This window comes from Streptomyces sp. NPDC046977 (assembly GCF_040644455.1).
GTDB lineage: Bacteria > Actinomycetota > Actinomycetes > Streptomycetales > Streptomycetaceae > Actinacidiphila.
The window spans coordinates 1-23698 of record NZ_JBEYWO010000007.1 but is presented as its reverse complement, the minus strand read 5'-3'; the positions used below and the strand labels follow the sequence as shown (position 1 = coordinate 23698).

The 23698-nt window shown below is 69.8% G+C and carries 12 protein-coding genes; all 12 read left to right on the top strand.

Features of this window, described 5'->3' with window-relative positions; all coding sequences use genetic code 11:
- The first annotated feature begins 207 nt into the window (after nt 1-207).
- The 12 genes from ABZ883_RS12780 (at nt 208) to ABZ883_RS12725 (ending at nt 22967) form a co-directional block, all read left to right on the top strand.
- Nucleotides 208-5820, top strand: a complete 5613-nt coding sequence (locus ABZ883_RS12780) for a GH92 family glycosyl hydrolase (protein WP_360905629.1) — start codon at nt 208-210, stop codon at nt 5818-5820.
- Nucleotides 5821-6241: 421 nt separating this feature from the next.
- Nucleotides 6242-8956 (top strand): aconitate hydratase AcnA, encoded by a 2715-nt coding sequence (gene acnA / locus ABZ883_RS12775; protein WP_360905628.1) that lies wholly within the window; start codon nt 6242-6244, stop codon nt 8954-8956.
- 266 nt (nt 8957-9222) lie between these two features.
- Nucleotides 9223-10611, top strand: coding sequence for an N-acetylglucosamine/diacetylchitobiose ABC transporter substrate-binding protein (gene ngcE, locus ABZ883_RS12770; RefSeq protein WP_360905853.1), 1389 nt, complete (start codon nt 9223-9225; stop codon nt 10609-10611).
- A gap of 100 nt (nt 10612-10711) precedes the next feature.
- Nucleotides 10712-11644, top strand: a complete 933-nt coding sequence (locus tag ABZ883_RS12765; protein ID WP_360905627.1) for a sugar ABC transporter permease — start codon at nt 10712-10714, stop codon at nt 11642-11644.
- 14 nt (nt 11645-11658) lie between these two features.
- On the top strand, nt 11659-12591 hold the full coding sequence (locus ABZ883_RS12760; RefSeq protein WP_360905626.1) for a carbohydrate ABC transporter permease: 933 nt from the start codon (nt 11659-11661) through the stop codon (nt 12589-12591).
- A 213-nt stretch (nt 12592-12804) separates the two neighbouring features.
- Nucleotides 12805-14001 (top strand): ROK family transcriptional regulator, encoded by a 1197-nt coding sequence (locus tag ABZ883_RS12755; RefSeq protein ID WP_360905625.1) that lies wholly within the window; start codon nt 12805-12807, stop codon nt 13999-14001.
- Between the two features lie 144 nt (nt 14002-14145).
- Nucleotides 14146-15252, top strand: coding sequence for a substrate-binding domain-containing protein (locus tag ABZ883_RS12750; RefSeq protein ID WP_360905624.1), 1107 nt, complete (start codon nt 14146-14148; stop codon nt 15250-15252).
- Nucleotides 15253-15437: 185 nt separating this feature from the next.
- Nucleotides 15438-16226 carry an ATP-binding cassette domain-containing protein gene (locus tag ABZ883_RS12745; protein WP_360905623.1) on the top strand — a complete coding sequence of 263 codons (789 nt, stop codon included), beginning with the start codon at nt 15438-15440 and terminating at the stop codon, nt 16224-16226.
- Nucleotides 16223-17527: a sugar ABC transporter permease gene (locus tag ABZ883_RS12740; RefSeq protein WP_360905622.1), complete on the top strand. Its 1305-nt coding sequence runs from the start codon at nt 16223-16225 to the stop codon at nt 17525-17527. The genes ABZ883_RS12745 and ABZ883_RS12740 overlap by 4 nt, the downstream gene beginning before the upstream one ends.
- Before the next feature lie 136 nt (nt 17528-17663).
- Nucleotides 17664-19613: a 1-deoxy-D-xylulose-5-phosphate synthase gene (gene dxs / locus ABZ883_RS12735; protein WP_360905621.1), complete on the top strand. Its 1950-nt coding sequence runs from the start codon at nt 17664-17666 to the stop codon at nt 19611-19613.
- A gap of 136 nt (nt 19614-19749) precedes the next feature.
- Nucleotides 19750-21285 (top strand): amino acid permease, encoded by a 1536-nt coding sequence (locus ABZ883_RS12730; protein WP_360905620.1) that lies wholly within the window; start codon nt 19750-19752, stop codon nt 21283-21285.
- A gap of 44 nt (nt 21286-21329) precedes the next feature.
- Nucleotides 21330-22967, top strand: coding sequence for a glycosyltransferase family 39 protein (locus ABZ883_RS12725; protein ID WP_360905619.1), 1638 nt, complete (start codon nt 21330-21332; stop codon nt 22965-22967).
- Nucleotides 22968-23698 lie beyond the last annotated feature (731 nt).

The window sequence follows — 23698 nt, the reverse complement described above, 5'->3', positions numbered from 1 at the left end:
CCCCGACTCGCCCGATTCCGCACTGCGGTTGCCGCCCCCCGACGGCAACCCGCCCGGCACCCCCGCTCACTGAGGACCCCTGCCCGCGGCAGGCCCGCCGAGTGCCCGTCAGGCGCACTCGCGCCCCGCCGCGGCCGCTCCGCCACCCCGGCCAGGTCCCTCGTCCCGACGTGATGCACACGGCCTCCAATGACGAAAGGTCTCCCCGTGTCACCTTCCTCCGCACGCCATTTGTCCCTGCGAAGATGGATCAGCGCGGCCGCGGCACTGTCGCTGCCCGTGGGGGTGTTCGCCGTCGCGCCCGTCGCGAGCGCAGCGGCTCCTCCCGGCAGCTTCAGCTCCTCGTTCGAGTCGGCCGACCCGCAGCCCGCCGCGAGCACCGTCGAGGTCGACGGCAGCGGCAAGCCGGTCCAGGGGAACCTGAGCGGCGCCAGCTCCACCGGACTGCCCGGCAGCCTGCTGGACCAGGTCAGCGCGGTGACCGCCAGCGCCGAGAACGCGCCGGGCGAGGTCGCCTCGAACCTCAAGGACGCCAATCCGTCGACCAAGTGGCTGGCGTTCGACAAGACCGGCTGGGTGACCTACCGGCTCGCCAAGCCCGCGGCGGTGGTCAAGTACTCGCTGACCTCCGCGAACGACGCGCCGGGCCGCGACCCCAAGAACTTCACCGTGCAGGGGTCGGACAACGGCGACTCGTGGACCGACCTGGACACCCGGACCGGTGTGACCTTCAGCGGCCGGTTCGCCACCAACACGTACAGCTTCACCAACACGACGGCCTACACGTACTACCGGCTGAACGTGACGGCGAACTCCGGTGACTCGATCACCCAGCTCGCCGACTGGAACATCAGCGACGGCTCGGACGCGCTGCCCCCGGCCACCCCGATGGTCGGCGTCGCCGGCGCGGGCCCGGTCAGCGGCTACAACATGAAGCCGGGCGCCGGATTCACCGGTACGGCCTCGCTGCGCTACTCGGGCGGCGCCCGGGCCGACGGCCGCTCCTACGCGACGGACAAGCTGTTCGACGTCAACATCCCGGTCGGGCCGCAGACCCGGCTGTCGTACAAGATCTTCCCCGAGTTCACGGCCAAGGACACCCAGTACCCGTCCACCTACGCCGCCGTCGACCTGCACTTCACCGACGGCACGTACCTGAGCGGGCTCTCCCCCGTGGACCAGCACGGCTACGCGCTCACGGCCGCCGGTCAGGGCGACTCGAAGGTGCTCTACGCCGACCAGTGGAACGCGGTGCAGTCCGACATCGGCGCGGTCGCGAACGGCAAGACGATCGACCGCGTCCTGCTCGCCTACGACGACCCCAAGGCGACGGCCGCGACCCGCTTCCAGGGCTGGCTCGACGACGTCGCCGTGACGGGCACCCCCGCGGCGATCGACGGCTCCAGCCGGACCAACTACGTCGACACCCGGCGCGGCAGCAACGCGTCGGGCTCGTTCTCGCGCGGCAACAACCTGCCGATCTCGGCGGTGCCGAACGGCTTCAACTTCTTCACGCCGGTCACCAACGCCGCGTCCAACTCCTGGGAGTACGACTACCAGGCGGGCAACAACGCGGCCAACCTGCCGACCCTGCAGGGACTGGCGATCTCGCACGAGCCCAGCCCGTGGATGGGTGACCGCAACCAGATGTCGGTCATGCCGGTGGCGGCCGGCGGTTCGCTCACCGGGGCGCCCAGCTCCCGTGCGCTCGCCTTCAGCCACACCGACGAGACCGCGCGGCCCGACCTCTACCGGGTCACCACGCAGAGCGGGCTGACCGCGCAGATGTCGCCCACCGACCACGGTGGCATCATGCAGTTCACCTTCCCGTCCGGCGGGAACAGCGGAAGCCTCGTCTTCTACAACGGCACGTTCACCATCGGCACGGACGGCACCTTCACCGGCTGGGTGGACAACGGCAGCGGGCTGTCGGCGGGCCGCAGCCGGATGTTCGTGTCCGGTGCCTTCGACCGGGCGCCGACCGCGACCTCCGCGACGTCCGCGACCTTCGACACCTCCGCGAGCCGGCAGGTGACGTTGCGGATCGCGACCTCGTTCATCTCGGTCGACCAGGCGGGCAAGAACCTCGGCTTCGAGGTCACCGGCAAGAGCTTCGACGAGATCCGCGACGCCGCCACCGCCGCGTGGAACGACCGCCTCGGCCGGATCGACGTCAAGGGCGCGACCGAGACGCAGATGGTCACGCTGTACTCGAACCTCTACCGGCTGAACCTGTACCCGAACTCGCAGTCGGAGAACACCGGCACAGCCGCCGCGCCGCGCTGGCAGTACGCGAGCCCGGTGTCGGCGCCGACCGGCACCTCCACCGCCACGCAGACCGGCGCGAAGGTCGTCGACGGCCAGATCTACGTCAACAACGGGTTCTGGGACACCTACCGCACCGTGTGGCCGGCGTACTCGCTGCTCTACCCGGACGTCGCGGCCAGGATCGCCGACGGCTTCGTCCAGCAGTACCGCGACGGCGGATGGATAGCCCGCTGGTCGTCGCCCGGCTACGCCGACCTGATGACCGGCACCAGCTCGAACGTCGCGCTGGCCGAGGCCTACCTCAACGGCGTCAAGGTGCCCGACCCGCTGGCCGCCTACAACGCCGCCGTCAAGGACGCCACCGTCGCGTCGGGACGCAGCGCGGTCGGCCGCAAGGGCATCGAGAACGGCCTGTTCCTCGGGTACACGCCGACCTCCACCGGCGAGTCGGTGTCGTGGGCGCTGGAAGGCTTCATCAACGACTACGGCATCGGCAACATGGGTGCGGCCCTGGCCAAGGACACCTCGGTGCCCAAGGACGACCGCAAGCGCATCAAGGAGGAGTCCGACTACTTCCTGGAGCGCGCCCGCAACTACGTGAACCTCTTCGACAGCAAGTCCGGGTTCTTCGAGGGCCGTGACGCCAAGGGCAACTTCCTCACCGCCAACCCGCTGGACTGGGGCAACGCCTACACCGAGACCAACGGCTGGAACTTCGCGTTCACCGCGCAGCAGGACGGCCAGGGACTGGCGAACCTGTACGGCGGCCAGAAGCAGCTGGAGCAGAAGCTCGACCAGTTCTTCTCCACCCCGGAGAACGCCGACCACCCCGGTGGGTACAACGGCACGATCCACGAAATGCTCGAGGCGCAGGCGGTCCGCATGGGCCAGCTCGGCATGAGCAACCAGCCGTCGCACCACATCCCGTACATGTACGACTACGCCGGTGCGCCGTCCAAGACGCAGGCGATCGTGCGGGAGCTCCTGCAGCGTGTCTACGTCGGTGACGAGATCGGCCAGGGCTACCCGGGTGACGAGGACAACGGCGAGATGTCGTCGTGGTACATCCTCAGCTCGCTGGGCATCTACCCGCTCCAGGCCGGCTCCTCCAACTGGGCCATCGGATCGCCGCAGTTCACCGGGATGACGGTCCACCGCGAGAGCGGGGACATCGTTGTCAACGCGCCGGGCAACAGCACGAAGAACGTCTACGTGCAGAGCGTGAAGGTCAACGGGAAGACGCAGCGCGGGGTGTCCATCGACTCCTCCGTGCTCGCGAACGGCGGCACCATCGACTTCCAGATGGGTGCGAGCCCGTCGTCCTGGGGCACCGGCAAGAACGACGCCCCGCCGTCGCTGACGCAGGGCACGGACGTGCCCAAGCCGTTCCAGGACACCACCGGTCCGGGCCTCGGCACCGCGACCACGAGCGACGGCCAGGACGCGTCGAAGCTGTTCGACGACTCGTCGACCACGCAGATGACCTTCGCCACGGACGAGCCCCAGATCGACTGGGTCTTCCGCGGCAGCGGGCAGACGCCGTCGTACTACACGCTCACCTCGGGGGCGAGCCAGGGCGACCCGGCGGACTGGAAGTTCCAGGCCTCCAACGACGGGATCACCTGGACCACGCTCGACTCCCGCCACCGCGAGGTGTTCCCCTCGCGCAACCAGACCCGGGCGTTCAAGATCGGCAACCCGGGCAAGTTCACGCGGTTCCGCCTGGTCGTGAAGGAGACGGCCGGCGCCGCGCAGACCAACCTCGCCGAGGTCGAGCTGCTCGCGGGCGGCGACGTCCAGCTCGGCGGCGGCGACCTCACGGTGACCGGCGCGACCGGCGGCGTGCACGCGACCTCGGGCCTGCCGGTCTCGGCGTCGCTGGCCACCGTCACCGGTGGCACCGCGAGCGGGTACCAGGCGACGGTCGACTGGGGTGACGGCACGCCGGTCACCACGGGCACCGTGACCCTGAGCTCGCGCGGCGTGTACGGCGTCACCGGCACGCACACCTACGCCAAGCCCGGTTACTACCAGGCCGGCGTCACGGTGACCGACGGCAGCGTCCAGGGCGTCGCGACGGTCGGGGCGGACGTGGACTACGCGCCGAGTTCCGGTCTCACCGCGGCCTTCGACAGCCAGTGCATCGGCGACGAGGGCGTCCTCGCCGCCAACTGCGACAGCAAGTCGTGGGCGTACTCGCGCTCCGCCCTCCAGGCGGCCGGCGTGACCCAGGGCCAGGAGCACGGAGTCCCGGGCACCGGGCTGCGCTTCACCCTGCCCGCGGTCCCGGCGGGCCGCCCGGACAACGCGACCGGCAACGGCAGCACCATCGCGCTGGGTCTGCCGGACGACGCGAAGAGCATCTCGTTCATCGGCGTGGGCACGCAGGCCAACCAGAACACCACCGCCACGGCGACGTTCAGCGACGGCAGCACCGCCTCCGTCCCTGTCCAGCTGAGCGACTGGACGCTGGGCGGCAACCCGGGCGGCACGCCGGCCTTCGGCAACATCGTGGTCGCCAAGGCCGCGTACCGGCTGCTCGGCACGAGCCGGGACGGTGCCCAGCCGTTCCTGTTCGCCACCACGCCGTACCAGATCCCCGCGGGCAGGACGCTGGTCTCGGTGACCTTGCCGAAGCAGACCGGCGACGCCGGTTCCGCGGGCCGGATCCACGTGTTCGCCATCGCGCACGACGGCACGCCCGACGCCGCGCTCGTGACCACGGCCCCCAAGGACCGGACGGCCACCGCGGGCGACGCCTTCACGGCGGACCTCGGTTCGGTGACCGGCGGTGCCCCGGGTGCGACGGGCTACCAGGCCCGCGTCCAGTGGGGTGACGGCACGGTTCCCGCCGACGCCGCGGTCGACGCCTCCGGCGCGATCAGCGGGGAGCACACCTATGTGCAGGCGGGCACCTACACGGTGCACGTGACGGCGTGGGACTCGCGGTCGAGCGCCACGAGGACCTTCACCGTGACCGTGGGGACGGCGGATCTCCAGCCGTCGATCTCGGCGTCGTCCGGGGTCCTGGCCGGTGACCCGATCACCGTCAACGGCAGCGGGTTCGCCGCCGGTGAGCGCGTGACCGTCAAGCTGGGCACCAGCCCGGCGCGCACGGTGACGGTCGCGGCCTCGGGGACGGGTGCGGTGCACGCGTCGATCGAGTCGTCCGACGACGCCGAGCCCGGGCGGTACTCCCTCACCGCCGCCGGTACGTCCTCGCGGACGCCGGCGACGGCCACCGTCAAGGTGGCGGACGAGGCGGTGGCGCCGGAGTACCGGCCCGAGGTGCTGCTGTCGACCACCTCGGGACCGCGGGCCACGGCGATCACCGTCAACGCCTCCGGGTTCGCGCCCAACGAAGCCGTCGCCATCGGCTTCGGTGACGGCCTGTCCTCCCTCACCGTGCACGCGAACGGTGACGGCGTGATCTCCGGCGTGACCATCAGCGTTCCGGGGACGGCCAAGCCGGGGACGACCGGTGTCACGCTCGCCGGCGACAAGTCGGCGACCCATGTCCGGCTGCGCTTCGAGGTCACCGACCCGAGCTGAGTCGAACGGCAGTGAGACCGCCGGTGGGCGGGGCCGTGACAACGGCCCCGCCCACCGGCGCTTTTGCGCAACACCCCCGCGGCGCGGCCTGACGGGCGTCCCAGGCGCCTGCGGGCCGCTACCTGGCCCAGGAGGCCGGGGCGGGCCCGTGGCGCCGTCCGCGGCGGGCTGCCGTCCTTCCAGGGGCCTTGGCGACCGGGCGGGCGGCACGGCGGCCCGTCCGCGACGGTCGCGGGGGCGGCCCAGCGCATGACCGTGCGGCGGTGATGTACTAGAGTTATCTCGACATCGAGATATCTGCCGAGGCGCACCGCTGCCGCCACGGGTAAGGCAACCCTAACTAAGTCTTACCTTAGCGGATCGGCCATGAGTCGAAGCGGCAGCATGCGGTGGTACGCGCAAAGTTACGAAGGAGACTGTCGTGTCGGCGAACAGCTTCGACGCCCGCAGCACCCTGCAGGTGGGCGACGAGTCGTACGAGATCTTCCGGCTGGACAAGGTCGAGGGCTCCGCGCGCCTCCCTTACAGCCTGAAGGTGCTGCTGGAGAACCTGCTCCGCACCGAGGACGGCGCGAACATCACCGCCGCCCACATCCGCGCGCTCGGCGGCTGGGACTCCCAGGCGCAGCCGAGCCAGGAGATCCAGTTCACGCCGGCCCGTGTGATCATGCAGGACTTCACGGGCGTGCCGTGCGTGGTCGACCTCGCCACCATGCGTGAGGCCGTGAAGGAACTGGGCGGCGACCCGTCCCGCATCAACCCGCTGGCGCCCGCCGAGCTGGTCATCGACCACTCCGTGATCGCCGACAAGTTCGGCACCCCGGACTCGTTCGCGCAGAACGTGGAGCTGGAGTACGGCCGCAACAAGGAGCGCTACCAGTTCCTGCGCTGGGGCCAGACCGCGTTCGACGAGTTCAAGGTCGTCCCGCCGGGCACCGGCATCGTCCACCAGGTGAACATCGAGCACCTGGCCCGCACGATCATGGTCCGGGGCGGCCAGGCCTACCCCGACACCCTGGTCGGCACCGACTCGCACACCACCATGGTCAACGGCCTCGGCGTGCTGGGCTGGGGCGTCGGCGGCATCGAGGCCGAGGCCGCGATGCTCGGCCAGCCGGTCTCCATGCTGATCCCGCGCGTCGTGGGCTTCAAGCTGACCGGCGAGCTGCCCACCGGCACCACCGCCACCGACCTGGTGCTGACCATCACCGAGATGCTGCGCAAGCACGGTGTCGTCGGCAAGTTCGTCGAGTTCTACGGTGAGGGCGTCGCGGCCACCTCGCTCGCCAACCGCGCCACGATCGGCAACATGTCGCCGGAGTTCGGCTCCACCGCGGCGATCTTCCCGATCGATGCAGAAACCATTAACTACCTGAAGCTGACGGGTCGTTCGGAGCAGCAGCTCGCTCTCGTCGAGGCGTACGCCAAGGAGCAGGGTCTGTGGCTGGACCCGGCCGCCGAGCCCGACTTCTCCGAGAAGCTGGAGCTCGACCTCTCCACGGTCGTACCCTCCATCGCCGGCCCGAAGCGCCCGCAGGACCGCATCGTCCTCGCGAACGCCGCCGAGCAGTTCAAGAGCGACGTCCGCAACTACGTGGACGACGCCGACGAGGCGGGCAAGGAGTCCTTCCCGGCCTCCGACGCCCCGGCCGCGACCAACGGGGTCCCGTCCCGCCCGACCGTGGTCACCGCTCCCGACGGGTCCACGTACGAGATCGACCACGGCGCCGTCACCGTCGCCGCGATCACCTCGTGCACCAACACCTCGAACCCGTACGTCATGGTCGCCGCCGCGCTGGTGGCCAAGAAGGCGGTCGAGAAGGGCCTGAGCCGCAAGCCGTGGGTCAAGACCACGCTCGCCCCGGGCTCCAAGGTCGTCATGGACTACTACGACCGCGCCGGCCTCACCCCGTACCTCGACAAGATGGGCTTCAACCTCGTCGGCTACGGCTGCACCACCTGCATCGGCAACTCCGGCCCGCTGCCGGACGAGGTCTCCAAGGCCGTCAACGAGCACGACCTGGCGGTCACTTCGGTGCTGTCGGGCAACCGCAACTTCGAGGGCCGGATCAACCCGGACGTCAAGATGAACTACCTGGCGTCCCCGCCGCTGGTCGTGGCGTACGCCATCGCCGGCTCCATGAAGGTGGACGTCACCAAGGACGCCATCGGCACCGACACCGAGGGCAAGCCGGTCTACCTCCAGGACATCTGGCCGTCCGAGCAGGAGGTCAACGAGGTCGTCGCCTCCGCGATCGGCCAGGACATGTTCAGCACCTCCTACCAGGACGTGTTCGCCGGCGACGCCCAGTGGCAGTCGCTGCCGATCCCGACCGGCAACACCTTCGAGTGGGACCCGCAGTCGACCTACGTCCGCAAGCCCCCGTACTTCGAGGGCATGAAGCACGAGCCGGACCCGGTCACCGACATCACCGGTGCCCGCGTGCTGGCCAAGCTGGGCGACTCGGTCACCACCGACCACATCTCCCCGGCCGGCGCCATCAAGGCCGACACCCCGGCCGGCCAGTACCTCACCGGGCACGGTGTGGAGCGCCGCGACTTCAACTCCTACGGCTCCCGCCGCGGCAACCACGAGGTCATGATCCGCGGTACGTTCGCCAACATCCGCCTGCGCAACCAGATCGCGCCGGGCACCGAGGGCGGCTACACCCGCGACTTCACCCAGGACGGCGGGCCGGTCGCGTTCATCTACGACGCCTCGCAGAACTACCAGGCCGCCGGCACCCCACTGGTCATCCTGGCGGGCAAGGAGTACGGTTCCGGCTCCTCGCGCGACTGGGCGGCCAAGGGCACCGCGCTGCTCGGCGTCAAGGCCGTCATCGCCGAGTCCTACGAGCGCATCCACCGCTCGAACCTGATCGGCATGGGCGTCCTGCCGCTGCAGTTCCCCGAGGGCGCCTCGGCGGAGTCGCTGGGCCTCACCGGTGAGGAGACCTTCTCCTTCACCGGCGTCACCGAGCTCAACGAGGGCACCACCCCGCGCACCGTCAAGGTCAGCACGGACACCGGCGTCGAGTTCGACGCCGTGGTGCGGATCGACACCCCCGGCGAGGCGGACTACTACCGCAACGGCGGCATCATGCAGTACGTCCTGCGTTCGCTGATCCGTAAGTAAGGATCAAGGCGTACGCAAGGCCACGGTGGGCCCGCATCCCGGCACGGGATGCGGGCCCACTCGCGTTACCGCGAGGTCTCAACTAGGGAAAGCTGTCCGTCAAACGCGCGCATGACCTTGCCCACTTCGCGGGAAGTGGACTATACCTGTGCGCGTCCAGGGGGCCCGCCAACACGGGCTCGCGCGGGGGGAACGGCGGGCGTGTGGCCCGTGCTTGGAAAAAAACTCCGCACTGCCTGGGTCCTGGAGAAGGTGAGGACTTGAGCATGGGATCCGACGTCAACCGGCGCGATCTGATCAAGCGGGCAGCGGCCGTGAGCCTGCTGGCCGCCCCGTCCGCGGGACTGCTGAGCGCGTGCGCGTCCAGCGGTGGCGGCAGCAACGCCCCCGAGAAGGGGGAGAAGTCCAAGGACAATCCGTTCGGCGTGGCCAACGACGCCGCACTCGATGTCGTGATCTTCAAGGGCGGCTACGGCGACGACTACGCCAAGCAGTTCGAGAAGCTCTACCAGAAGAAGTTCTCCGGGGCGAAGGTCAGCCACCTGGGCACCCAGGAGATCACCGGCAAGCTCCAGCCCCGCTTCAACGCCGGCACCCCGCCGGACGTCGTGGACGACTCCGGCGCCGCGCAGATCAAGCTGGACGTCCTCTACAAGAGCGGCCAGCTCACCGACCTCACCCCGCTCCTCGACGCCCCGTACATCGACGACCCGACCAAGAAGGTCCGCGACGTCCTCCAGCCGGGCACCATCGAGACCGGCACCTTTGACGACGGCAAGATGTACCAGCTCTCCTACATCTACACCGTGTGGGGCCTGTGGTACTCCGGCAAGCTCTTCAAGGACAAGGGCTGGACCGCGCCGAAGACCTGGGCCGACTTCATGTCGCTGTCCGCGGAGATCAAGAAGGCCGGCATCGCCCCCTTCTGCCACCAGGGCAAGTACCCGTACTACATCAACATCGTGGTCATGGACCTGATCGCCAAGCAGGGCGGTCCCGACCTGGTGAAGCGGATCGACAGCCTCGACCCGACCGTCTGGGACGAGCCCGCCGCCAAGGCGGCCGTCGAGGCCGTCTACCAGATCCCGGACAAGGGCTTCCTGCTGCCGGGCACCAACGGCATGACCCACATCGAGTCCCAGACCGCCTGGAACGAGGGCAAGGCCGCCTTCATCCCCTGTGGTTCGTGGCTGGAGAACGAGCAGCTGAAGGCCACTCCCTCGGACTTCGAGATGACCTTCATGCCGATCCCCTCCCTCGACGGCGACAAGCTGCCCTTTGAGTCGATCCGCGCCGGCGCCGGTGAGCCCTTCATCGTGCCGAAGAAGGCCAGGAACCAGGCCGGCGGCCTGGAGTTCCTGCGGCTGATGCTCACCAAGGAGGGCTCCAGCAAGTTCGCCCAGACCGCGAACTCGCTGACCGTCCTCAAGGACGGCGTCGGCTCCGACGTCGAGCTCCGCCCGGGCACCAAGTCCACCGTGACGGCGCTCAGCGCGGCCGGCACCAACGTCTTCAACTACAACTACCCCAACACGCAGAGCGCCTTCGACACGGACGTGCAGAACGCCAGCGCCGAGCTGATGGCCAAGCGCATCAAGCCGGCCGACTGGCTCAAGCGGGTCAAGGCCGCGGCCGAGAAGGCCAAGAAGGGCTAATCGTCCACCAGCCCTCGCGCACCGGGAGTCCGGCCCCCCTCATGGACGAGGGGGGCCGGGACCCCGGTGCGACGGTCTGTCCGATGGCAGGAGCAGTGCCATGCGATACCGCAAGTACCCCTTCATCGTGGGGTTTCTCTTCTTTCCGCTCGTCCTGTACATCGTCTTCGTCATCTGGCCGTACCTGCAGACCTTCGGCTATTCGCTGACGGACTGGTCGGGTCAGTCGCAGACGATGAACTTCGTCGGTCTGAAGAACTACACGACGCTTTTCACCGACCACGTGTTCCTGCAGGCGCTGCAGCACAACGCGCTGCTGCTCGTGTTCCTGCCGGTGATCACGATCCTGCTGGCGCTGTTCTTCGCCTTCATGCTCAATGTCGGCGGCCGCGGCGGCACGACCGGCGTCCAGGGAATCCGCGGCTCCGCCTTCTACAAGGTGGTGTTCTTCTTCCCCCAGGTGCTGTCGGTCGCCATTCTCATCGTGCTCTTCCAGGCGATCTACCGCAGTGACGGATCCGGCCTGCTGAACGGCGTGCTGATCAAGCTGCACCTGGAGAGCGCGCAGAATCCGATCGAGTGGCTGAACAGCCCCGACCTGGTCATCTGGTGCCTGCTGGGCGTGCAGATCTGGGCCGGCGTGGGCTTCTACCTGGTGCTTTTCTCGGCGGCCATGCAGTCCATTCCCAAGGACATCTACGAGGCCGCCCTGCTGGACGGCGCGGGCCGTCTGCAGACGTTCTTCAAGGTGACGCTCCCCCTGCTGTGGGACAGCGTGCAGACCGCCTGGGTCTATCTCGCGATCGCCGCGATGGACTTCTTCGCGCTCGCCTCCACCCTCACCCCGGGGTCGAATTTCGGCGGCGGCCCGGACTACCACGGCGAGGTCATGGCGACCTATCTGATGAGGAACTTCCTCACCTTCGGAAAGAGCGGCTACGCCTGCGCCATGGGCGTCGTCATCCTCTTCCTCACCCTCATCCTTTCCGCTATCGCGCTGCGGGCCACCCGCCGCGAGCGCGTCGAATTCTGAGCGGGGCGCATCCCATGGCCACTCCCATCAAGCAGCCCACGCCGGTGCCCCTCATGAACCCGCTGCCGGCGACCGGCCGCAGGGACCCGGACCGGACGCGCTCCGCCGAGGGCGGCACGACGATCAACGTCTTCTCGCACGGATTCCTCGTGCTGTGGGGCGTGATGATTTTGCTGCCGCTGGGCTGGATCGTCCTCGGTTCGTTCAAGAACAATTCGGAGATCGGCGCGAGCGCCTGGTCCTGGCCCGCGCACTGGTCCTTCGACGCCTTCTCCCGGGCCTGGGAGAAGGGCATCGGTGAGTTCTTCGTCAACACCGTGATCGTGCTGGTCTTCTCGGTGCCGCTGACGATGCTGCTCGGCGCGATGACGGCGTACGTGCTGGCGCGCTACGAGTTCCCGGGCAACCGGGCCGTCTACTACCTGTTCGTCGGGGGCGCGATGTTCCCGGTGTACCTCGCCCTGGTGCCGTTGTTCTTCATGGTCAACAACCTGGGCATGCTCAACACCTACCAGGGCCTGATCCTGGTCTACATCGCGTACTCGCTGCCGTTCACGGTCTTCTTCATGCACTCGTTCTTCCGGACGCTGCCGACGGCGGTGCACGAGGCGGCGATGATCGACGGCTGCTCGCACACCCGGGCGTTCTTCCAGGTCATGCTGCCCATGGCGAAGCCGGGTCTGATCAGCGTCGGGATCTTCAACGTCCTCGGCCAGTGGAACCAGTACATCCTGCCGATGACCCTCATGCAGCAGCAGAGCAGCAGCGACCCGGACCGCTCGATGCTCGCCCAGGGCCTGGTGAACCTGGCCCAGCAGCAGGGCTACTCCGGCGACTACCCGGCGCTCTTCGCCGGCATGACGGTCGCCATGCTGCCCGTGCTGGTGGTCTACCTCAGCTTCCAGCGCCAGGTCCAGGCCGGCCTGACCGCCGGCACCCTGAAGTAACCGGACCGGCACGCTGCGCTGCCGACCCGCCCGAACCGGAAGCGGTTCCGTCACATGACGGGGCCGCTTCCGGAGTTTTCGGGCATACCGCCAGCTGTGTTGTTCTCCCCCTTGACGGGAAGTAGGCCCAAAGGCTCAAGTTAGAGTTCACATGTTGTAGACGACGGGGTCTCATCGGTGCGGTCCCGTCCGGTCGTCGGGAGTGGGATGGTCGTGGAGACTCCGGGATCGCAGTCGTCGCTGCACCGGGCCAACCTGGAGCGAGTGGTCCGGGCCGTACGCCTGGCGGGCTCGCTGACGCAGGCGGAGATCGCCCGGTCGACGGGGCTGTCCGCGGCAACAGTCTCCAACATCGTTCGTGAACTGAGGGACAGCGGGACGGTCCAGGTCACGCCGACCTCCTCGGGCGGCCGGCGGGCCCGCGCGGTCACCTTGTCCGGCGACGCCGGCATCGTCGTCGGCGTCGACTTCGGGCACTCGCACCTGCGCGTCGCCGTCGGCAACCTCGCCCACCAGGTGCTGGCCGAGCAGTCCGAGCCCTTCGACGTGGACACCGAGGCCTCCGAGGGCTTCGACCGGGCGGAGCAGCTGGTGACCCGGCTGATCGAGTCGACCGGCGTCGGGGCGGACAAGGTGATCGGGGTCGGCCTCGGCGTCCCGGGCCCGATCGACGTGGAGACCGGCACCCTGGGCTCCACCGCGATACTGCCGGGCTGGGGCGGCCTCAACCCCCGGCAGGAGCTCGCCGAGCGGCTGGGCATGCCGGTGCAGGTCGACAACGACGCCAACCTCGGCGCGCTGGGCGAACTGGTCTGGGGCAGCGGCCGCGGCGTCAAGGACCTCGCGTACATCAAGGTGGCCAGCGGCGTCGGCGCCGGCCTGGTGATGGACGGCCGGATCTACCGGGGCCCGGGGGGCACCGCGGGCGAGATAGGTCACATCACGCTGGACGAGTCGGGCCCGGTCTGCCGCTGCGGCAACCGGGGTTGCCTGGAGACCTTCACCGCGGCCCGCTATGTTCTGGAGTTGCTGCGCGGCAGTCACGGACCGGACCTCACGCCGGCGCGGATGGTGCAACTGGCCCGCGAGGGCGACCCGGGGTGCCGCCGCGTCATCGGCGACGTGGGCCGGCACGTGGGCATGGGCGTGGCGAGTCTGGCCAACCTCCTCAACCCCAGCCGGGTCGTGCTGGGCGGTGACCTCGCCGAGGCCGGTGAGCTGGTCCTGGGGCCCATACGGGAGTCCGTGGCCCGGTACGCGATCCCCAGTGCCGCCCGCCGTCTATCCGTGGTCTCAGGGGCCCTTGGGGGCCGCGCGGAGGTGCTCGGGGCGCTGGCGCTGGCCCTCAGCGAGGTCGGAGATTCGTCCCTTTTGGACGCTTCTGTACCCCTGGTCGCGGGCGTGTCCTAGGGATCACGCTGCGTTCATCTACATAACGAAACGCACCGTTGCCATCTCGTTAAGTATTAACTTCTTGACGTCAAGTCTGTTGCCGAGTTGACTCACGTCCACCTCGGCCGCAGTGTTGCGGCCCAGTCAGGGAGGCAACCCCACATGAACGCAATGATGCGGCGCGTCGTGATCGGCACCGCGGCTGTTTCGATGGCCCTTTCCGTGGCCGCGTGCGGCAAGGCCGGCGACGACAAGAAGGACGACGCGAGCGGCAGCAGCAGCGCCGGCGGCTCCAAGACCATCGGTCTGCTGCTCCCCGACAGCGTCACGGCGCGGTACGACAAGTTCGACCACCCGCTCTTCGAGGCGAAGGTCAAGGAGCTCTGCGCCGACTGCGACGTCCAGTACGCGAACGCCGCGGGCGACGCCGCCAAGCAGGCGCAGCAGGTGAGCACCATGATCACCAAGGGCGTCAAGGTCATCGTGATCAGCTCGCAGGACGCCGCGGCCATCAAGTCCTCCGTGCAGGCTGCTGTCGACAAGGGCATCAAGGTCGTGGCCTACGACCGCCTCGCCCAGGGTCCGGTCTCCGCCTACGTCTCGTTCGACAACGAGAAGGTCGGCGAGCAGCAGGGCCAGGCGCTGCTCGACGCGCTCGGCTCCAAGGCCACGCCGTCGGCGAACGTTGTCATGATCAACGGTGACGACGCCGACCCGAACGCCGCGCTGTTCAAGCAGGGCGCCCACAAGATCCTCGACGGCAAGGTCAAGATTGCCTACGAGCAGAGCGGTCTGTGGAAGGACACCGTCGCCAACCAGAAGGTGACGGCGGCCATCACGCAGCTCGGTGCCAAGAAGATCGCCGGCGTCTACGCCGCGAACGACGGCATGGCCGGCGGCATCGCCACCGCCCTCAAGGGCGCCGGCATCAGCGGCATCCCGCTGACCGGTCAGGACGCCGAGCTCGCGGGCATCCAGCGCATCATCGCGGGCACGCAGTCCAGCACGGTCTACAAGCCGTTCAAGCCGGAGGCCGACGCCGCCGCCCAGCTCGCGGTCAACCTGCTCGAGGGCAAGGACATCGCCTCGCTCGCCACGACCACGCTGACCAGCGGCTCCGGCGACAAGGTCCCCTCGCAGCTGGTGCCTTCGATCTCCGTCACCAAGGCGAACGTGAAGGACACGGTCATCAAGGACGGCCTCTACAGCGCCTCCGAGATCTGCACCGCCGAGTTCGCCGCGGCCTGCAAGGCTGCCGGCATCCAGTAACACGGCCGGCCCTCCCACCGGAGGCCGCCGCACAGACCTGTCCGGTGCCCGCCCCGTCCACAGACCCCGCTGACGGGGCGGGCACCGGACAGACACTCTGTTGTCATCATGTAAGGCAGTGCAACTCGCACAAAACTCCGCGCCTGTCCAAGCGCGGCATCCCCGCCGGTCAGGCGGCGAAGGAGATGGTTCACGTGTCCGCTACGCCCGTGCTGGCGTTGCGCGGAGCCTCCAAGCGATTCGGTGCGGTCCAGGCACTCACCGATGTCGACCTGGAGGTTCACGCCGGAGAGGTCGTCGCGCTTGTCGGCGACAACGGCGCAGGTAAGTCCACCCTGGTGAAGACGATCGCCGGTGTGCACCCCATCGATGAGGGCGTCATCGAGTGGGAGGGCAACGCGGTCAGCATCAACCGGCCGCACGACGCCCAGGGTCTGGGCATCGCGACGGTCTACCAGGACCTCGCGCTCTGCGACAACCTGGACGTCGTCGCCAACCTCTACCTCGGCCGGGAGCTCAAGCGCGCCGGTGTGATCGACGAGGTCACGATGGAGAAGCGGTCGCGGGAGCTGCTCAGCACCCTGTCGATCCGCATTCCGAGCGTCCGCATCCCGATCGCGGCCCTGTCGGGTGGTCAGCGGCAGGTTGTCGCCATCGCCCGCGCGCTGATCGGCGACCCCAAGCTGGTGATCCTCGACGAGCCCACCGCGGCCCTCGGCGTGGAGCAGACGGCCCAGGTCCTCGACCTGGTCGAGCGGCTGCGTCAGCGCGGCCTCGCCGTCATCCTCATCAGCCACAACATGGTCGACGTCAAGGCCGTCGCCGACCGCGTCGCCGTGCTGCGTCTCGGCCGCAACAACGGCGTCTTCGACGTCAAGAGCACGTCCCAGGAAGAAATCATCTCCGCCATCACGGGTGCCACGGACAACGCCGTGACCCGCCGTCAGGCGCGGCGCACGGAGGTTGCGAAGTGAGCGACACGTCGAAGACCGTCAAGCCGGAGAACGAGACGGTTGCGTCGGTCGAGGACCCGTCCTCGGCGGCCGTGCCCGTCGTCGACCCGCGACTTCTGGTCCGTGAGGAAGGCTTCAAGGGCTACCTCACGGAGTTCAAGCGCAAGGTGCGCGGCGGTGAACTGGGCTCGCTCCCGGTCATCATCGGCCTGATCATCATCTGGACCATCTTCCAGACGCAGTCGAGCCAGTTCCTCACCGCGGGCAACCTGGCCAACATCGGCTTCTTCCTGGCCGCGACCGGCATGCTGGCCATCGGCCTGGTCTTCGTGCTGCTGCTCGGCGAGATCGACCTGTCGGTGGGCTCCGTCAGCGGTCTGGCATCGGCGCTCTTCGCCATCTTCGTGACCAAGCACGGGATGAACCCCTGGCTCGCCCTGCTCCTGACCATCGTGACCGGCGTCCTGATCGGTTCGCTGCACGGCTGGTTCTTCGCGAAGATCGGCGTGCCCGCCTTCGTCGTCACCCTCGCCGGCTTCCTCGGCTGGAACGGCCTGATGCTGCAGCTGCTCGGCGACAGCGGCAGCCTCTCCATCCCGGACGACGGCCCGCTGCACATCCTGGGCCAGCGCTCCTTCTTCCTGGACCAGGACGTCGCCGGTGCCTACCTGCTGGCCGGCCTCGGCACCGCGGCCATGCTCGCCGGTTCGCTGATCGACCAGCGCCGCCGCCGCGCGGCCGAGGTCCCGTTCCGGCCCACCAGCGAGATCGTGCTGCGCGTCGGCGCCCTCGCGGTGGTCTCCTTCGTCGCCGCCTACGTGCTGAACCAGGCGAGCGGCGTGCCGAACGCCCTGGTGGTCTTCCTGGCGGCCCTGGTCATCACCGACTTCGTGCTGCGCCGCACCTCCTACGGCCGCAAGGTCTTCGCGGTCGGTGGCGGTATCGAGGCGGCCCGCCGTGCGGGTATCAACGTCGCGCTGGTCCGTATCTCGGTGTTCGCCATCGCCGGTGGCTTCGCGGCGCTCGGCGGCATGTTCTTCGCCGCGCAGACCTTCACCGCGACGCTGGGCGCCGGTGGCGGCAACGTCCTGATGCTGGCCATCGCGGCCGCGGTCATCGGTGGCACCAGCCTCTTCGGCGGCCGCGGCAACGTCTGGTCCGCCCTGCTCGGCATGCTGGTCATCCAGTCCATCCAGACCGGTCTGGACCTGCTCAACATGAACACCGCACTGCAGTACATGATCACCGCCGCGGTCCTCCTCGCCGCCGTGGTCATCGACTCGGTGTCCCGCCGGAGCCAGAAGGCGGCCGGCCGCGGCTAGTCCGCACCGCGCACCAGTGGCGTGACGTGCCCGGCGCAGGGAAGATCATCCCAGCGCCGGGCACAGGTGTGTGCGGGGCCCGGAACACGACCACATACACTCGGGAAACCCGGCAAGCGACAGCAAGGAGGCACGGGTGGCGCTGCTGACCCGTATCAAGGGACCGCGCGACCTCGACCGGCTCGCTCCAGAGCAGCTGGTGGAGCTGGCAGGCGAGATCCGTACCTTCCTGGTCGACGAGGTCTCCAAGACCGGTGGGCACCTGGGCCCGAACCTGGGTGTGGTCGAACTGACCATCGCCCTGCACCGCGTCTTCGACTCGCCCAAGGACAAGGTGCTCTGGGACACCGGTCACCAGAGCTATGTCCACAAGCTGCTCACGGGCCGTCAGGACTTCACCAGGCTCAAGGGCAAGGGCGGCCTGTCCGGCTACCCGTCGCGCGCCGAGTCCGAGCACGACGTCATCGAGAACAGCCACGCCTCCACGGTGCTCGGCTGGGCCGACGGCATCGCCAAGGCGAACGAGCTCCTCGGCAAGCGCGACCACACCGTCGCCGTGATCGGTGACGGCGCCCTCACCGGTGGCATGGCCTGGGAGGCGCTGAACAACATCGCCGCCGCCAAGGACCGCCCGCTGGTCATCGTCGTCAACGACAACGAGCGCTCCTACGCGCCCACCATCGGCGGCCTCGCCAACCACCTGGCCACGCTGCGCACCACCGACGGCTACGAGCGCTTCCTCACCCGCACCAAGGAACTGCTCGAGCGCACCCCGGTCATCGGCCAGCCCCTCTACGAGACGCTGCACGGCGCCAAGAAGGGCTTCAAGGACTTCATCGCCCCGCAGGGCATGTTCGAGGACCTGGGCCTGAAGTACGTCGGCCCCATCGACGGCCACGACATCGCCGCCCTGGAGTCCGCGCTGCAGCGGGCCAAGCGCTTCGGCGGACCGGTCATCGTGCACTGCCTCACGGAGAAGGGCCGCGGCTACACCCCGGCCCTGGAGGACGAGGCCGACCGCTTCCACGCCGTCGGCAAGATCCACCCCGACACCGGTCTGCCGATCGCCGCCTCGGGCGCCGACTGGACCTCCGTGTTCGGCGAGGAGATGGTCAAGCTCGGCAAGGAGCGCAAGGACATCGTCGCCATCACGGCCGCGATGCTCCAGCCGGTGGGCCTGGACAAGTTCGCCAAGGCCTTCCCCGACCGCGTGTACGACGTCGGCATCGCCGAGCAGCACGCGGCGGTCTCGGCCGCCGGTCTGGCCACCGGTGGCCTGCACCCGGTCGTCGCCGTCTACGCGACCTTCCTCAACCGGGCCTTCGACCAAGTGCTGATGGACGTCGCGCTGCACAAGTGCGGCGTCACCTTCGTCCTGGACCGCGCGGGCATCACCGGCACCGACGGCGCCTCGCACAACGGCATGTGGGACCTGTCGATCCTCCAGGTCGTGCCCGGCCTGCGGATCGCCGCCCCGCGCGACGCCGATCAGGTCCGCGCCCAGCTGCGCGAGGCCGTCGAGATCGACGACGCCCCGACCGTCGTGCGCTACTCCAAGGGCGCGGTCGGCCCGGCGGTCAAGGCCGTGGGCCGCGTCGGCGGCATGGACGTGCTGCGCGAGGCGACGACCAGGACCGACGAGCCCGCGGGGGAGACGGACGCCCCGGCGCACGACGTGCTGCTGGTCTCCGTCGGCGCCCTCGCCCCGATGTGCCTGGAGATCGCCGACCTGCTCGACGCCCAGGGCATCACCACCACCGTCGTCGACCCCCGCTGGGTCAAGCCGGTCGACGCGGAGCTGCCGGGCCTCGCCGCACGCCACCGCGTCGTGGTGACCGTCGAGGACAACGGCCGCGCCGGCGGCGTCGGCTCCGCGGTCGCCCAGGCGCTGCGCGACGCCAACGTGGACGTTCCGCTGCGGGACTTCGGCATCCCGCAGCAGTTCCTGGACCACGCCTCCCGCAAGGAGGTCATGGCCGAGATCGGCCTGACCGCCCCGGACATCGCCCGCCAGGTGACCGGACTGGTCTCCCGGCTGCAGGGCCGTTACGCCGACGAGCCCACCCCGCAGCCGGCCGGCGACTGAGGCACCGCCGGCGACGGGCCGGGCGGCCATCCTTACGGGTGATCGCCCGGCCCGTCTGCGCAGGTGTAGGCGCGCCTGTTCCGGTCACAAGCACCTCCAGGTGCTGTGATGCAGGAACAACCGTGGAGGTGCGCCGGTGGATCTGGGCGATGACGGCGGCAGGACAGCCGGAAAGCGGCAGAACAGTTTCTTCCGCACGAAATCGGTCGAACAGTCCCTCAAGGACACCGAGGAGCCGGAGCACGCGCTCAAGAAGTCGCTGTCCGCGCTCGACCTGACGGTCTTCGGCGTGGGTGTCGTCATCGGCACCGGCATCTTCGTGCTCACCGGCAAGGTGGCCAAGGACAACGCGGGCCCCTCCGTGGCGCTCGCCTTCGTCGTCTCCGGCATCGTGTGCGCCCTCGCGGCCCTGTGCTACGCGGAGTTCGCCTCCACCCTGCCGGTCGCCGGCTCCGCGTACACGTTCTCCTTCGCCACCCTCGGCGAACTGCCCGCCTGGATCATCGGGTGGGACCTCGTACTGGAACTCGCCCTGGGATGCGCGGTGGTGTCGGTCGGCTGGTCCGGCTACATCCGCTCTCTGATGGAGAACTGGGGCTGGCAGCTGCCGACCGCCCTGTCCGGCAGCACGGACACCGCGTTCCACTTCGACCTGCTGGCCTTCCTGCTGGTCCTCGTGCTGACCGGCATCCTGGTGGCCGGCATGAAGCTCTCGGCCCGTGTCACCTCCGTGATCGTGGCCGTGAAGGTCGCCGTGGTGCTCGTCGTGATCGTCGTGGGCGCGTTCTTCATCAACGCGGGCAACTACAAGCCGTTCATCCCGCCCGCCAAGGAGGTGACCGGCCCGGCGGCCGGTCTCGGGGCGCCCCTCATCCAGTTGATGACCGGCTACCAGCCCGCGCAGTTCGGCGTGATGGGCATCTTCACCGCGGCCGCCGTCGTCTTCTTCGCGTACATCGGCTTCGACATCGTCGCGACCGCCGCCGAGGAGACCCGCAACCCCCAGCGGGACGTGCCCCGCGGCATCCTCGGGTCGCTGCTGATCTGCACGATCCTGTACGTCGCGGTGTCCGTGGTCGTCACCGGCATGCAGAGGTACACCGAACTGTCCGTGGACGCCCCGCTCGCCGACGCGTTCAAGGCGGTCGGCCACCCCTTCTGGGCCGGGCTCATCAGCTTCGGCGCCGCGGTCGGCCTGACGACCGTGTGCATGATCCTGCTGCTCGGCCAGAGCCGGGTGTTCTTCGCGATGAGCCGCGACGGGCTGCTGCCGCGCTTCTTCTCCCGCGTGCACCCCACGGCGGGCACGCCGTACCGCTCGATCCTGCTGCTCGGCGTCGTCGTCGCGGTCGTCGCCGGCTGCACGAGCATCTCCGAACTGGCCGAGCTGGTGAACATCGGCACGCTCTTCGCGTTCATCGTCGTCGCCATCGGCGTCGTCGTGCTGCGCCGCACCCGCCCCGAACTGCCCCGCGCCTTCCGCACCCCGCTCGTGCCGTGGCTGCCGGCCGTGTCGGTGCTGGCCACCTTCTGGCTGATGCTGAACCTGCCCGCCGAGACCTGGCTGCGGTTCGCGATCTGGATGGCGGCAGGCTTTGTCGTGTACTTCGCCTACGGGCACCGGCACAGCCGGCTGGCGGCGCCGCGGCAGGACCGCCGAGAGGCGGCCTGAGACGGGCCCGGGGGCGGCCGCCCGCGTGGGGTAGCTTGGGGCGCGTGCCCAGCCGTCCCCGCAACGCCCGACCCGCCGCGCCGGCACGGGCCTTCCCGGGTGACCGGTTCTGGCTGCCGCTCCTCCCGCTGCTGACGCTCCTGTCCGCCCTGGTGCACCTGCCGTCCTTCCTGCGCCCGGTCTGGAACCCCGACGAGGGCTTCCTCGCCACACAGGCCCGGATGCTGGCGGCGGGCGGCGTCCTCTACGACACCGTGGTCGACCGCAAGCCCCCCTTGCTGCCATGGCTCTACCAGGGGGCCTTCGCGTTCTTCGGCGACGACTCGCTGTGGTCCCTGCGCTGCGCCGCCGTCGCTGCCCATGTGGTGACGGCCGCGCTGCTCGCCGCCCTCGCGCGCCGCCGCTGGGGCGACCGGTGGGGCGCTGCCGCGGGCGCCGCCTATGTGCTGCTCTCCGTCGGCCTCGCCCCCGAGGACACCCAGGCCGCCAGTTTCGAGGTCTTCACACTGCCCTGGACCGCCGCCGCCGTACTGCTGGCCGACCGGCGGCGGTGGGGACTCGCGGGGCTGGCCGTGGCCGGGGCGGCACTCACCAAGCAGACCGGGGCGGCGGTGCTGCTGCCCGCCGCCTGGTCGCTCTGGCGGGCCGGGCGCGAGGCCCCGCCCCCGGCCTCGGGGCTGCGGCTGCGCACACTGACCCCGTCCTGGGCCGCGGGCCGCACGGACGGCATGCTGCTGCGCGCGGCGGCCGGCCCCGGTGTCCTGCCGCGCCCAGGACAGGGAGCCGCGTACGGCGGAGCCCTCGGCAGGTACACCGCCGGGACGGCCGGCGCCTGGGCGCGCCTGCTGGCGGGATGCGTGCTGCCCGTCGCGGTGGTCGCCGCGGCGACCGGGACACGGCACTTCGTCTTCTGGACGCTCACCGGCTCCAGCACCTACATGTCCCCGCAGGGCGCCTGGCTCCTCGGCGCGGGGCGCGGCCTCGGCAACGCCGCGATCCTGCTCGCCGCCGGTGCCGGTCTGCTGGTTCCCGCGCTGTGGTGGGCACTGCGGCGGCCCTTCGCCGACGGGGACCTGTGGGTGTGGCTCCTGGGGTCGGCGTGCGCGGTCGTCGCGGGCTTCCAGTTCTACGGCCACTACTACCTGCAACTGCTGCCCCCGCTGGTGCTCATCGGCATCGCGGCGGTGCGCGGGCTGCCCTCGCGGGGACCGGCCCGCCGCCTCGCCGCGGCCTGGACGCTGCTGGCGGCGGCCGTCTTCACCGCCTGGGGACTCGCCGCGCCGCGCGCCGAACTGGACCACGCCCAGGCGGTCGCCGCGGCGGTCCGCGACCGCAGCGGCCCGCAGGACACCGTCCTGCTGTGGGGCATGCACCCGGAGCAGTACTGGCTCGCCGACCGCGCCCCCGCCTGTCGTTATCTCACCGCCGGCTTCCTCACCAACTTCAGCGGCGGCCGCGGCGGTGCCCGGGTCGGCGCCCGCTACGCCGTCCCCGGGGCCTGGGACGTGCTGCGCGAGGAGTTCGCCGCGGCGGCCCCCGCCCTGGTCGTCGACGACTCGCGCGGCGCCCCGTACGGCGCCGCCGCCGTCCCCGAGTTCCGCGACCTCCTCGCGCAGGACGGCTACACCCGGGTCGGAACCGTGGACGGAGCGGTGCTGTACGCGCCCCGCGGCCGCGGCTAGATCGTTCGTGCGGACGCGCGGGCCCGGTGGGACGGGTGTCGGCCCTGCCCGGTTCGTGAGCGGGGTCCGGCCGTTGCGGCCGTCGGCCGGCAGCACCTCGGGGTCCTTCAGGGACACCCGGTTCCGGCGCCGTTCTTGATGCCGGGCACCGGACAGGCGACCGGCCGGTCCCTGTCCAGGTCCACGGCGAAGGAGCGGGGACGCATGTCGCTGCCGCAGCCCTGGTCTGCGGCGCAGACGATGCCCTTGCCTCCAGGACGCGGTGATGCCCACCGGCGTCCGGCCGCCGTGAACCGCTCCCTGCGTACGCGCCCATGGGCCGCCGTCCTGCGGGGGTGCCTTGCCGATGACGTGGTCGTGATCGCAACCGATAGCCCAGAGCCGGGAGTTCGCGGACCAGGTGAGGGGCGCGTCGGCTGCGGGCGGTCCGGGAGTGCCCGGACAGCAGCAGGGACAGGCAACCCACAGAGGCGATGGTCGCGGTCACGACAGCCGCGCTACGGCGCCTGTGCCAGGGGCGCGGGGTCGGCGGCCTCCTCTGGTGGGCGTTCACGCCCTGGCGCCGTGCGAGCGCCGCACAACTGCGGTTCCCCGCCTGCCGTCCCGGGACGGCATCCCAGGCATTCCCCATAAGAGGAGGTCACAGGGCCTGGGACGGTTCCACCGTTGCGGAGGTGCCGTTGTGCGTTGTGCCCGGAGGGCGGGGGCGCCGACGCTCTTGTTGTCGCCGG